Origin of the sequence: Streptomyces sp. NPDC020731 (genome assembly GCF_044334705.1) — a bacterium.
In the GTDB taxonomy this organism is placed as follows: domain Bacteria; phylum Actinomycetota; class Actinomycetes; order Streptomycetales; family Streptomycetaceae; genus Streptomyces.
In genome coordinates this window covers 266,061-278,083 of record NZ_JBIRTN010000004.1, presented here as the reverse complement: position 1 = coordinate 278,083, position 12,023 = coordinate 266,061, and the positions used below count along the sequence as shown (strand labels likewise).

Annotated in this window: 10 protein-coding genes and 1 tRNA gene; 7 read left to right on the top strand and 4 right to left on the bottom strand. The window is 70.2% G+C overall.

What is annotated here, in order from left to right; translation table 11 throughout:
* Nucleotides 1–12 precede the first annotated feature (12 nt).
* From ACH4VX_RS08320 to ACH4VX_RS08305, 4 genes are all read left to right on the top strand, one after another.
* A complete protein-coding gene (locus tag ACH4VX_RS08320) occupies nt 13–390 on the top strand; it encodes a chorismate mutase (protein WP_398366561.1) in 378 nt (125 codons plus the stop codon).
* A gap of 111 nt (nt 391–501) precedes the next feature.
* Nucleotides 502–1,044 (top strand): two-component system response regulator, encoded by a 543-nt coding sequence (locus ACH4VX_RS08315; protein WP_398366560.1) that lies wholly within the window; start codon nt 502–504, stop codon nt 1,042–1,044.
* A gap of 48 nt (nt 1,045–1,092) precedes the next feature.
* Nucleotides 1,093–3,588 carry an aminopeptidase N gene (gene pepN, locus ACH4VX_RS08310; RefSeq protein ID WP_398366559.1) on the top strand — a complete coding sequence of 832 codons (2,496 nt, stop codon included), beginning with the start codon at nt 1,093–1,095 and terminating at the stop codon, nt 3,586–3,588.
* Nucleotides 3,589–3,720: 132 nt separating this feature from the next.
* Entirely contained in the window at nt 3,721–5,112 is a 1,392-nt protein-coding gene (locus ACH4VX_RS08305) for a lysine N(6)-hydroxylase/L-ornithine N(5)-oxygenase family protein (protein WP_398366558.1), read from the top strand.
* 26 nt (nt 5,113–5,138) lie between these two features.
* Here ACH4VX_RS08305 and ACH4VX_RS08300 read toward each other — a convergent pair whose 3' ends face one another.
* Nucleotides 5,139–6,953, bottom strand: coding sequence for a 5'-nucleotidase C-terminal domain-containing protein (locus ACH4VX_RS08300; RefSeq protein WP_398366557.1), 1,815 nt, complete (start codon nt 6,951–6,953; stop codon nt 5,139–5,141).
* 152 nt (nt 6,954–7,105) lie between these two features.
* On the opposite strand from ACH4VX_RS08300, the gene ACH4VX_RS08295 reads away from it, so the two are divergent.
* Together ACH4VX_RS08295 and pyk are read left to right on the top strand one after the other, a co-directional pair.
* Nucleotides 7,106–7,786 carry an SIMPL domain-containing protein gene (locus ACH4VX_RS08295; RefSeq protein ID WP_398366556.1) on the top strand — a complete coding sequence of 227 codons (681 nt, stop codon included), beginning with the start codon at nt 7,106–7,108 and terminating at the stop codon, nt 7,784–7,786.
* A gap of 133 nt (nt 7,787–7,919) precedes the next feature.
* Nucleotides 7,920–9,356 carry a pyruvate kinase gene (pyk, locus tag ACH4VX_RS08290; protein WP_398366555.1) on the top strand — a complete coding sequence of 479 codons (1,437 nt, stop codon included), beginning with the start codon at nt 7,920–7,922 and terminating at the stop codon, nt 9,354–9,356.
* Nucleotides 9,357–9,458: 102 nt separating this feature from the next.
* Here pyk and ACH4VX_RS08285 read toward each other — a convergent pair.
* A tRNA-Leu gene (locus ACH4VX_RS08285) sits at nt 9,459–9,531 on the bottom strand.
* Nucleotides 9,532–9,636: 105 nt separating this feature from the next.
* Here ACH4VX_RS08285 and ACH4VX_RS08280 point away from each other — a divergent pair.
* The gene (locus ACH4VX_RS08280; protein ID WP_384715822.1) at nt 9,637–10,293 is read left to right on the top strand and encodes an ANTAR domain-containing response regulator; all 657 of its coding nucleotides are present in this window, start codon (nt 9,637–9,639) and stop codon (nt 10,291–10,293) included.
* A gap of 70 nt (nt 10,294–10,363) precedes the next feature.
* Here ACH4VX_RS08280 and ACH4VX_RS08275 read toward each other — a convergent pair whose 3' ends face one another.
* Nucleotides 10,364–11,080, bottom strand: a complete 717-nt coding sequence (locus ACH4VX_RS08275) for an ABC transporter ATP-binding protein (protein ID WP_398366554.1) — start codon at nt 11,078–11,080, stop codon at nt 10,364–10,366.
* Nucleotides 11,077–12,018 carry an ABC transporter ATP-binding protein gene (locus ACH4VX_RS08270; RefSeq protein WP_398366553.1) on the bottom strand — a complete coding sequence of 314 codons (942 nt, stop codon included), beginning with the start codon at nt 12,016–12,018 and terminating at the stop codon, nt 11,077–11,079. The genes ACH4VX_RS08275 and ACH4VX_RS08270 overlap by 4 nt, the downstream gene beginning before the upstream one ends.
* Nucleotides 12,019–12,023: the final 5 nt, after the last annotated feature.

Sequence of the window (12,023 nt, the reverse complement as noted above, 5' to 3'; positions counted from 1 at the left end):
ATGTGGCCCACCATGACCACCAGCAACACCACCACCGGTGACGCCGACCGCGCCGTCCGCGAGGAGCTCGCCCGGCTGCGCGACAGCATCGACAACATCGACGCGGCCGTCGTCCACATGCTCGCCGAACGCTTCAAGTGCACCCAGCAGGTCGGCCGTCTCAAGGCCGCGCACCAGCTGCCGCCCGCCGACCCGGGCCGGGAGGCCCGCCAGATCGCCCGGCTGCGCGCCCTCGCCGAGAACGCCAAACTCGACCCGGCCTTCGCGGAGAAGTTCCTGAACTTCATCATCGCGGAGGTGATCCGCCACCACGAGCGCATCGCCGAGGGCACCCTGGACGGCGCCACGCCCTCAGCGAACCACGCCACGACGTCCTCCCCCGGGGAGTGACAGAGCCGCCCGCGCGGGGCATGCTGCGCTGTGCGCTCCTTGTCGGCTGACGAGCACCATCCGTCAGCTCCCGGACACCCATCCGGTCCCTTGCGAGGAGGGACGTGCCGCATGCCGCAGAACGCCCGGATCCTCATCGTCCACGACCACGAGGACACCCTGTACGCCCTGGAGAGCGCCCTGGCCCCGCTGGGCCACCTGCTGGGCCGGGCCACCAGTGGCGACGAGGCCCTCAAACAGCTGCTGCGCGGAAACGTCGGCCTGCTGCTCCTCGACGTCCACATGCCCGGCACCGGCGGGCTCGACGTCGTGCGCTACATGCGGCGCCTGGAACAGACCCAGCTCATCCCCGTCGTCCTGCTCACCGGCTTCGCCCGCGACCCGCAGCTCGGCGCCGCCGCGTACGCCCTCGGCGTAGCCGACCTCGTCACCGAACCGGTCGACCCGTGGGCGCTGCGCACCAAGATCCGTCACCTCTACGACGCGCACCAGCGCCACCTCGCCCTGGAACGCGAGATCCGCGCCCTGCGCGCCCGGCTCGAGGAACGCACCGGCACCCCCGCACATCCCGCCCTGCCCCACCCGCACGCGCATGTGCCGCCCGGAGGGCCCGCCGGGGCGCACACCGGGGAGCTCGAACGAGACCGGACATAGGGCGCGTACCCGATCCGCCCCTGTGGTTCGGCGACCGCATCAGGCAGCATGGCCTGCATGTCCGTACTGACGCGCGACGAAGCGCAGAACCGAGCACAGCTCCTCGACGTCCACCGCTACACGATCGAACTCGATCTGACCACCGGGGACGAGACGTTCGACTCCCGTACCCTGATCAGGTTCAGCGCCCGTACGGACGCGGACACCTTCGTCGAGCTCAAGCCCGCCGAGCTGCGCTCCGTCACCCTCGACGGACAGCCCCTGGACGCCGGTGCCCTCGACGGCAACCGGCTGCCGCTGAAGAACCTCACCGCCGGCGAGCACGAACTGCGCGTCGACGCGAGCATGCGCTACTCCCGCACCGGCGAGGGCATGCACCGCTTCACCGATCCCACCGACGGCGAGACCTACGTCTACACCCAGCTGTTCCTCGACGACGTGCAGCGCGTCTTCGCCGCCTTCGACCAGCCCGACCTCAAGGCCGTCTTCGAGCTCACCGTCAACGTCCCGCAGCACTGGACCGTCCTCGCCAACGGCATCACCGAGCACACCGGCAAGGGCGTGTGGCGGGCCGCACCCACCCCGCTGATCTCCACCTACCTCGTCGCCGTCGCCGCAGGCCCCTGGCACTCCGTGCGCACCGAACACCGCGGACTGCCCTTCGGCATCCACTGCCGCCGCTCGCTGGCCCCCTACCTCGACACGGACGCCGAGGAACTCCTCGACATCACCCGCGCCTGCTTCGACCGCTACCACGAGAAGTTCGAGGAGCCCTACCCCTTCGACTCCTACGACCAGGCCTTCGTCCCCGAGTTCAACGCGGGCGCCATGGAGAACCCCGGACTGGTCACCTTCCGCGACGAGTTCGTCTACCGCTCCGCCGTCACCGACACCGAACGCCAGACCCGCGCCATGGTCGTCGCCCACGAGATGGCCCACATGTGGTTCGGCGACCTCGTCACCCTCAGGTGGTGGGACGACATCTGGCTGAACGAGTCGTTCGCCGAGTACATGGGCTACCAGACCCTCACCGAGGCCACCCGCTTCACGGACACGTGGACCGACTTCGGCGTCACTCGCAAGCCCTGGGGTTACGACGCCGACCAGCGGCCCTCCACCCACCCCGTGGCCCCCGAGAACGTCGAGGACACCGCCTCCGCCCTGCTCAACTTCGACGGCATCTCCTACGCCAAGGGCGCCTCCGCCCTGCGCCAGCTCGTCGCCTGGCTCGGCGAGAAGGACTTCCTCGCCGGCATCAACATCCACTTCCAGCGGCACCGGTTCGGCAACGCCGGCCTCGCCGACTTCCTCGACTCCCTCGCCGCCGCCACCGAACGCGACGTCCACGCCTGGGCCGACGCCTGGCTGCGCACCACCGGCGTCGACACCCTCACCGGGTCCGTCGACTCCAGCCCCGGCCAGTGGACCCTCGCCCTCGACCGGACCGGCGAACGCCCCCACCGGGTCACCGTCGGCGTGTACGACCGTGACCTCCACGACGGCCGCAGCCTCCTGCTGCGGGAGCGCTACGAGACCGACGTGCCCCAGGACACGGCCCCCGGCCCGCGCACCGGCACCCGCCCCGCCCTCGTCGTCCCCAACGACCTGGACCTCACCTACGCCAAGATCCGCCTCGACGACACCTCCCTGGAGACCGTCCTGCGCGGCTTGTCCGGCATCCCCGACACGCTCACCCGCGCCGTCGTGTGGAACACGCTGCGCGACATGGTCCGCGACGGCGGACTGGCCCCCGCCGACTACCTGGCGACCGCCGCCGCCCACCTGCCGGAGGAGACCGACCTCGCCCTCGTCCAGGGTGTCCTCGCCTTCGCCTCCGTCCACATCGCCGACCGCTACCTCACCCCCGACCGGCGGCCGGCCGCGCTGGCCACCCTCACCGAGCTGTGCCGCGACCTCATCCGGCGCACCGAGGACGGCGACCACCCCGGCCTGCGTCTGATCGCCGTACGGCACCGCATCGACACCACCGCCCACCCCGACACCATCGCCGCCTGGCTCGCCGACGGCACCGTCCCCGGCGGTCCCGAACTCGACCCCGAACTGCGCTGGCGGGTCCTCGCCCGCCTCGCCGTGCTCGGCGCCACCGACGAGGCCGCCATCGCCGCCGAACTCGCACGCGACCCCAGCGCCACCGGCCAGGAGGGCGCCGCCCGCTGCCGCGCCGCCCTGCCCGACGAGGAGGCCAAGGCCCGCGCCTGGGACGCCATGTTCGGCTCCGACGACCTGTCGAACTACCTGTTCACCGCCACCGCCCGGGGTTTCTGGCAGCCCGAACAGGCCGATCTCGTACGGCCCTACGTGTCCCGCTACTTCAAGGACGCCGTGGCCGTCGCCGCCCGCCGCGGCCCCGCCATCGCCGAGGCCGCCGGACGCTGGGCCTTCCCCGCCCACGCGGTCGACGCCGAGACCCTGAAGCTCGGCGAGAAGTGCCTGCGCAAGGCCGACCCGATCCCCGCCCTGCGCCGCAAGCTCGTCGACCAACTCGACGACCTGGCCCGCGCCCTGCGCGTCCAGCAGGTGTAACCCGGCACCCTGGAACACCCCTCGAAGGAGGACTTACCCCCTTCGAGGGGTGTTCACCGGGCTTTTCGGGCGCAGCAGCCCACTCCCGTCCAAGCTGGACCCTCCCGCGCACCGCGCCCCGGAGGACAGTCCATGAGCACCCCGCCCCGCGATCTCGTCGGCGTCGGCATCGGCCCCTTCAACCTCTCCCTCGCCGCCCTCGCCCACCCCCTCCCCGGACTCCGCACCGCCTTCTACGACCGGTGCCCCCACTTCACCTGGCACCCCGGTCTGCTCCTCGACGACGCCACCCTCCAGGTGCCCTTCCTCGCCGACCTCGTCACCCTCGCCGACCCCACCAGCCCCTGGACCTTCCTCAACCACCTCAGAGCCCGCGAACGCCTCTACCCGTTCTACTTCGCCGAGCACTTCCACATCCGCCGCACCGAGTACGACGCCTACTGCCGCTGGGTCGCCGAGCGCCTGCCCGCACTCCACTTCGGCCACCACGTCGACACCGTCCGCTGGAACCCCGGGCACGCCCTGTTCGAGGTCGACCTCACCCGGCTCGACCCGGACGGGCGGGCCGCCTCCGCGGGCCGCGTCCACACACGCCACCTCGTCCTCGGCGTCGGCACCGAGCCCTGGGTGCCCGAGCCGCTGCGGCCCCTCGCCGACGCTCCCGGCGTCCCCGTGGTCCACTCCGACGACTACCTCACCCACCGCGACACCCTCCTCGCCGCGGGCCACATCACCGTCGTCGGCACCGGACAGTCCGGCGCGGAGATCTTCCTCGACCTGCTGCGCCACCGGCCCGTCGGCCGGGAACGCCTCCACTGGATCGGCCGCACCGAGGCCTTCGCCCCCATGGAGTACTCCAAACTCGGCCTGGAGCACTTCACCCCCGACCACACCCGCTACTTCCACGCCCTGCCCGAACCCGTCCGCGACCGGCTCGTCCCCGCCCAGTGGCAGCTCCACAAGGGCATCGACACCGGCACCATCGCCGCCCTCCACGACGAGCTCTACCGGCGCACCCTCCACGGCGGCTGGCCCGACACCGTCCTCACTCCCGCCGTCCACGTCCGCACCGCCGGGCGGCTCGGCCCCGCCCGCATCGAACTCCACCTCGAACACACCGTGCAGCACACCCGCACCCGCCTCACCACCGACGCCGTCGTCCTCGCCACCGGCCACCGCGAGCGCCCCCTCGACCGCCTCCTCGCACCCCTCGACCCCCACCTGCGCCGCGACCACGCCGGCCGGCCCCGCGTCGACGCACACTTCCGCCTCGACCTGGACCCCTCGGTCACCGGGAGCGTGTACGTCCAGAACGCCGAACTCCACACCCACGGCGTCGGTGCCCCCGACCTCGGACTCGCCGCCTGGCGCAGCGCCACGATCCTCAACCACCTCACCGGCCGCCGGGCCTACCCCCTGCCCGCCCGCACCGCCTTCACCACCTTCGGTCTCCACCCCCGGACGCCACAGGTCCCGCCCGCCCGGCAAGCCACACGGCTCACCCCACTGGCGGACGGGACCTGAGAATCACCCGTACGGAAGAACGACGATCAGAACACCGGCGTGCCGTCCCGCGTCAGCCTCCAGTCCACCGACGCGAAATCCTTCGGGTCCAGCACACCCTTCGCCGTCGCCCACTCCGCGATCCGCGTCCGGATCTCCGTCGACTCCGACCACAGCTCCTTCGCCGACGCCACGTGAGGGAACGCGCCACCGCCGTTCGCCCGGTAGTTGTTCACCGCGAACACGAACTGCTGCGCGTCGTCCAGAGGGGCACCGTCGAACGTGACGTTCCCGATCCTCGACCCGGCCGGCTGCGCGATGTCGATGTCGTACCGGAGCCCCGACACATAGTCGTAGTTGTAGTCCGGACGGCCGCCCGCGTTCGTCAGCCCGTCCACGTCCACCGGCGCACCGGCCGCCGTCCGCACGAAGTACTCCGCCGAATACTCCAGGTACGCCCGCACCTGCGCGCCCGTCATCAGCTTCGCCACCAGCGTGTTGTCGTACACGTACAGGCTCGACAGGTCCCGGATCGTCACCTCGCCCGCCGGGATCTGAGACGTCCGCGAGAACGGTGACGCCTGCGACAGCACCGGCAGCGACGCGTACGCGGTGCCCGCGAGAGCCGCCTTGACCACGTCCTCCTGCACCTTGCTGATCAGGTCGATGATCGGTGCGTCCTTGTAGCGCGCCTCCACCGTCGTCAGCGTCTCGGTCGCCGACCCCACCACCTGATTGACGTACTCCACCACCTGCGCGTGCTCGTCGCGCAGCAGCCGGGTGATCCTCGGGTCGTCCTGAACCGTCGCCGCGTCCCGCAGCGACGCCTTCACCGACTCCACCCGCCACCGGCCCCGCTCGAAGGCCAGCTCGAAGTCGAACAGCGTCAGCCGCTCCGCGTAGCACAGCGGCTCCGACAGCACGACCTCCCTGCCGGTCTCCTCGTTGACGACCCGCAGCTCCGCGATCTCCTGGTGTGCGTGCCCGACCAGGATCGCGTCGATCCCCGGCACCTGCCGCGCCACGTTCGCCGCCGCGTTCTCCACGTACGGCAACTGGTCACCGTACGACGACGTGCCCGACGACCCCGAGTGCGCCGACACCACCACCACGTCCGCGCCCATCGACCGCAGCTTCGGCACCCACTTCGCCGCCTGCTCCTCCAGACCCGGGAACGTCAACTTCCCCTGCACATAAGCCTTGTCCCAGATCGCGATACCGGGGTTCGTCAGCCCCAGCACCGCCACCCTCACCGGGGGAGCGCCCTTCACCCGGAACGTCTTGACGAAGTACGGCGGGAAGGCCGGCTTCAGCGTCCTCGCGTCCAGCGCGTTCGCGCCCAGCAGCGGGAAGTCGCACTGTTCCTCGAACTTCCGCAGCGTCTCGATGCCGTAGTTGAACTCGTGGTTGCCGAGCGCCACCGCGTCGTACCCGATGGCGTTCATCGCCTGCGCCATCGGATGCACCGGACCGCCCTCGGCGGTGATCGGGTCCACCTTCGCGAAGTAGTACGTCAGCGGGGTGCCCTGGATGGTGTCGCCCGCGTCCAGCAGCAGCGTGTTGCGCCGACCCTTCTCCTCACGCACCTGGTCCACCAGCGTCGACACCCGCGCCAGCCCCTGCGCGTTGCCGGCCGCGTCCGCGTACTCGGCGTCCTTGAAGTAGTCCCAGTTGAAGACGTGACCGTGCAGATCGGTCGTGCCCATCACCGTCAACGCGTACCGCTTCACCGGCTTCCTTCCCCGCCCCGCCCCGGAGGACTCGGCGGCCTCGGCCGCGGGAACCGCCGTCGTACCCGCCAGCGCCACCCCCGCCCCCGTCACGGCGGACCTCTTCAGAAACTTCCGGCGGTTCAACGGCATGTCAGGCTCTCCTCGGACAACGACGAACGACGCGCGTAGATTCGCCCGATGATTCTGGCCTGAACACGCCCGCGCGGAACAGACCCCACAGGTTGCGATCCGGTGTCCGGCAGCCGCCCCGCAGCCGCGCGACCGGTGACACAGTGGGACGTATGGCCACCCCTCACCCGTACGGCACCCCCGGCGCACCTCATCTCACCGTCCGCGGCGAGGCCCATCTCGAAACCGCCCCCGACCTCGCCCGCATCGCCGTCACGCTCACCGCGCGCGGCCGCGACCGGCGCGCCACCCTCGACGACCTCACCCGCCGCAACACGGACGCCCTCGACCTGCTCAAGTCCTACGGCGACGCCGTCGAGCACCTCGAGACCGGCGCCCTCACCGTCACCCCGGAACTGAGCCCGCACGGCCGCGGCGAACGCGTCCGCGCCCACCAGGGCGCCGTCCACCTCACCGCCGACCTGGGCGACTTCACCGCCCTCGGCGCACTCGTCACCCGTCTGGCCGACCTCGATCTCACCCGTGTCGACGGCCCCTGGTGGAGCCTGCGCCCGGATTCCCCCGCCCATCGCGAGGCGCGGCAGCAGGCGGTGCACGACGCCGTCCGGCGCGCCCGCGAATACGCCGAAGCGCTCGGCACCACCCTCGCCGCCCTCATCGAACTCGGCGACACCGGAACCGGGCATCCGGAGCCCTTCGCCCGGACCCGCTCCATGGCGTTCGCCGCGGCCACCGAGGACACCCCGCCCCCGCCCCTCGACCTCGAACCCCGGCGCCAGCACGTCCACGCCGAGGTCAACGCCCGCTTCACGCTCCAGCCGCCCCGCCTGTAGATTCGGCATTCGAACGCTCGTCGGAGTGGCCCGGTGCGCAATTCAACACTTGTCAACAACCCTTCATCCAGCGGCCGTTGAGTCGTCACGCGCAACCAGGTCGCTACCGACCGGTAAGCCCTAGGCTCGAAACATGCGCCGAGCGAAAATCGTCTGCACACTGGGCCCCGCCACCGACACGTACGACCAGATCAAAGCCCTGGTCGACGCCGGAATGGACGTCGCCCGATTCAACCTCAGCCACGGCGAACACGCCGAGCACGAGGAGCGCTACCGACGGGTACGAAAGGCCGCCGACGAAACCGGCCGCAGCGTCGGCCTCCTCGCCGACCTTCAAGGCCCGAAAATCCGCCTCGGCCGCTTCACCGAAGGCCCCGTACTCCTTGAACGCGGGGACAGCTTCACCATCACCGTCGAAGAAGGCGCCGAGGGCGATCGCACCCTCTGCGGCACCACCTACGCCGGCCTCGCCACCGACGTCACCACCGGTGAACGCATCCTCGTCGACGACGGCAAGGTCACCCTCGAAGTCACCGCCGTCGAGGGCCCCCGCGTCCGCACCACCGTCATCGAAGGCGGCATGGTCTCCGACCACAAGGGCCTCAACCTCCCCGGCGTCGCCGTCTCCGTCCCCGCACTCTCCAAGAAGGACGAGGACGACCTGCGCTGGGCGCTGCGCACCGGCTTCGACGTCATCGCCCTCTCCTTCGTCCGCAGTGGACGAGACATCAAGGACGTGCACCGCATCATGGACGAGGAGGGCCGCCGCCTCCCCGTCATCGCCAAGGTCGAGAAGCCCCAGGCCGTCGAGAACATCGACGACATCGTCGCCGCCTTCGACGGCGTCATGGTCGCCCGCGGCGACCTCGGCGTCGAAATGCCCCTCGAACAGGTGCCGATCTTCCAGAAGCGCGCCGTCAAACTCGCCAAGCGCAACGCCAAACCGGTCATCGTCGCCACCCAGATGCTCGACTCGATGATCGACAACGCCCGTCCCACCCGCGCGGAGGCCTCCGACGTCGCCAACGCCGTCATCGACGGCACCGACGCCGTCATGCTCTCCGGCGAGACCAGCGTCGGCAAGCACGCCGTCGAGACGGTGCGCACCATGGCCCGCATCGTGGAGGCCGCCGAGGAGGACATCCTCGCCAAGGGCCTCCCGCCCCTCACCGAACGCAACAAGCCCCGTACCCAGGGCGGCGCGGTCGCCCGCGCGGCGGCGGAGATGGGCGACTTCCTCGGCGCCCGGTTCCTGGTGGCCTTCACCCAGTCCGGCGACACCGCCCGCCGCCTCTCCCGCTACCGCAGCCCCATTCCCCTCCTCGCCTTCACCCCCGACCCCGCCACCCGCTCCCAGCTCAGCCTCACCTGGGGCGTGGAGACCTTCCTGGGCCCGCACGTGAACACGACGGACGCGATGGTCGACCAGGTGGACGAGCTCCTCCTGAAGTACGCGCGCTGCAAGAGGGGTGACACGGTCGTGATCACGGCGGGCTCCCCTCCGGGCGTCTCCGGCTCGACGAACCTCGTCCGGGTCCACCACATCGGCGAGGACGACAGCCCGAAGTGACCGGGCGTCGGGCGCGTACGCAGCGCGGGCAGCGAAAAGCGGATGTTCACCGGAAAGGTGGACATCCATCCTCAAATGATGACCTTGGATATCAAGGAAAAGTACCCCGGGTCGGATTCGAACCGACGCTGGATGGTGTTTGAGACCATTGCCTCTACCGCTGGGCTACCGGGGCGCCCTACAAAACGAAGGTCGACGGTCACCCGCCGTGCCCCCACCTTATCGCAGCTGGGTACGCTCTTGTCAGCAGTACCGGCCTGCCCCGCACCAAGGAGCCCACGTGAGCGCCCCCGAGTCGCCCCAGCCCGTAGACGCGCCCGACGACGACAAGTCGCACGTGCCTCCGATGACGACCCGTGTCGTGATCGCCGAGGACGAGGCGCTGATCCGGCTCGATCTCAAAGAGATGCTGGAGGAGGAGGGGTACTCCGTCGTCGGCGAGGCCGGTGACGGTGAGCAGGCCGTCGAGCTGGCCCGTGAGCACCGGCCCGACCTGGTGATCCTCGATGTGAAGATGCCGAAGCTGGACGGCATCTCCGCGGCGGAGAAGATCGCGGAGGAGAGCATCGCCCCGGTGCTGATGCTGACCGCGTTCTCGCAGCGCGACCTGGTGGAGCGGGCGCGGGACGCGGGCGCGATGGCGTATCTGGTGAAGCCGTTCAGCAAGAGTGACGTGGTGCCCGCGATCGAGATGGCGGTGTCGCGGTTCACGGAGCTGAAGGAACTGGAGCGCGAGGTCGCGGACCTGAGTCTGCGGCTGGAGACGCGGAAGCTGGTGGACCGGGCGAAGTCGGTGCTGCAGACCCAGTACGGGCTGACGGAGCCGGCGGCCTTCCGGTGGATCCAGAAGACGTCGATGGACCGGCGGATGTCGATGCAGCAGGTGGCGCAGGCGGTCATCGACGACGCCGAGGAGAAGAAGGCGTCGAAGGACTGAGCGCTGTATACGACGAGAGGCCCGCGCTCCCTGTTCGGCAGGGGGTGCGGGCCTCTCGTCGTCGTACGGTTCAGTCCTCGCCGAGGTAGGCCTTGCGGACGGACTCGTCGTGGAGGAGGTCCTGGCCGGTGCCGGAGAGGACGATGTTGCCGACTTCCATGACATGACCGTGGTCGGCCAGGGAGAGGGCGGCCTGGGCGTTCTGCTCGACGAGCAGGATGGTGGTGCCCTGGGACTTGAGTTCGGTGATGGTCGCCATGATCTTCTGCATCATGATCGGTGAGAGGCCCATGGAGGGTTCGTCGAGCATGAGGAGCTGGGGCCGGGACATCAGGGCCCTGCCCATGGCGAGCATCTGCTGTTCTCCGCCGGAGAGGGTGCCGGCGGCCTGCTTGCGGCGTTCCCCGAGGATGGGGAAGAGGTCGTAGGCGCGCTGGATGTCCTTGTCGATGCCCGTCTTGTCGGTGCGGAGGAAGGCGCCGAGGCGGAGGTTGTCCTCGATGGTCATGCGGGGGAAGATGTGCCGCCCCTCGGGGGAGTGGGCGAGCCCGAGGGAGACGATCCTGTGGGCGGGGATCTTCTTGAGCGACTTGCCGTTGAACTTGATCTGGCCGCCGACGGGCTTGAGGAGCCCGGAGAGCGTGCGCAGGGTGGTGGTCTTGCCGGCGCCGTTGGTGCCGATGAGGGTGACCACTTCGCCGGCGTCGACGCTGAAGGAGATGCCCTTGACGGCCTGGATCTTGCCGTAGGCGACTTTGAGGTCCTCGACTTCGAGGAGTGCGGTCATCGGTCGTTCTCCTTGCCGGGCGCTGAGTCCGTGGTGGCCTCGGCCTCTGTCTTCGCCTCTGTCTTCGCTCCGGCCGCGGCTTCGGCGGCTTCGACTTCGGCGGCCTCGGCGGCGCCGGGGTCGTTCTCCAGGGGTTCGCCGATGTAGGCGGCGATGACGCGTTCGTCGCCCTGGACGGTGGCCGGGTCGCCCTCGATGAGCTTCTGGCCCTGGACGAGGACGGCGACGCGGTCGCAGAGGTTGAAGATGAACCGCATGTCGTGCTCGATCACGAGGACGGCGATGCCCTGGTCGCGGATGGCGAAGATGAGTTCCTCGGCCGCCCGGGTCTCCTGGGGGTTCATGCCTGCGGTGGGCTCGTCGAGGAGCAGCAGGCCCGGCTCGCTGGCGAGGGCGCGGGCGATCTCGAGCTTGCGCTGTTCGCCGTAGGGGAGGTTGCGCGCGAGGTGGTCGGCCTTGGCGTCGAGGCCGACGAACTCCAGGAGTTCCATCGCCCGTGCGCGGGAGGCCGCCTCGGCCCTGTGGAAGCCGGGGCCGCGCAGGATGGCGGACCAGAAGCCTTCCTTGGTGCGGGTGTGCCGGCCGACGAGGACGTTCTCGAGGACGGTCATGTTGGCGAAGAGCCGGATGTTCTGGAACGTCCGGGCGATGCCGGCGGCGGTGACCTTGAAGGACTTGGGCGGCAGCACCTTGTCCTTGTAGCGGACCTCGCCCTCGGTGGGGATGTAGAGACCGGTGAGGCAGTTGAAGAAGGTGGTCTTGCCGGCGCCGTTGGGGCCGATGAGGCCGACGATCTCGCCGCTGTTGACGGTGAGGTCGACGTCGCGGACGGCGGTGAGGCCGCCGAAGCGCATGGTGACGCCGCGTGCGTCGAGGACGGTGGTGCCGGGGGCGGGTGCGCCCGGTGCGGTGTCCTTGGTGGTGGTGTCGGTGGTCATGGTGG

Bases quoted from the DNA above. Each gene is read 5' to 3' on its own strand.
- ACH4VX_RS08270 (WP_398366553.1), bottom strand. From the start codon at position 12,018: ATGACCACCGACACCACCACCAAGGACACCGCACCGGGCGCACCCGCC.
- pyk (WP_398366555.1), top strand. From the start codon at position 7,920: ATGCGCCGAGCGAAAATCGTCTGCACACTGGGCCCCGCCACCGACACG.
- ACH4VX_RS08320 (WP_398366561.1), top strand. From the start codon at position 13: ATGACCACCAGCAACACCACCACCGGTGACGCCGACCGCGCCGTCCGC.
- ACH4VX_RS08315 (WP_398366560.1), top strand. From the start codon at position 502: ATGCCGCAGAACGCCCGGATCCTCATCGTCCACGACCACGAGGACACC.
- pepN (WP_398366559.1), top strand. From the start codon at position 1,093: ATGGCCTGCATGTCCGTACTGACGCGCGACGAAGCGCAGAACCGAGCA.
- ACH4VX_RS08305 (WP_398366558.1), top strand. From the start codon at position 3,721: ATGAGCACCCCGCCCCGCGATCTCGTCGGCGTCGGCATCGGCCCCTTC.
- ACH4VX_RS08300 (WP_398366557.1), bottom strand. From the start codon at position 6,953: ATGCCGTTGAACCGCCGGAAGTTTCTGAAGAGGTCCGCCGTGACGGGG.
- ACH4VX_RS08295 (WP_398366556.1), top strand. From the start codon at position 7,106: ATGGCCACCCCTCACCCGTACGGCACCCCCGGCGCACCTCATCTCACC.
- ACH4VX_RS08275 (WP_398366554.1), bottom strand. From the start codon at position 11,080: ATGACCGCACTCCTCGAAGTCGAGGACCTCAAAGTCGCCTACGGCAAG.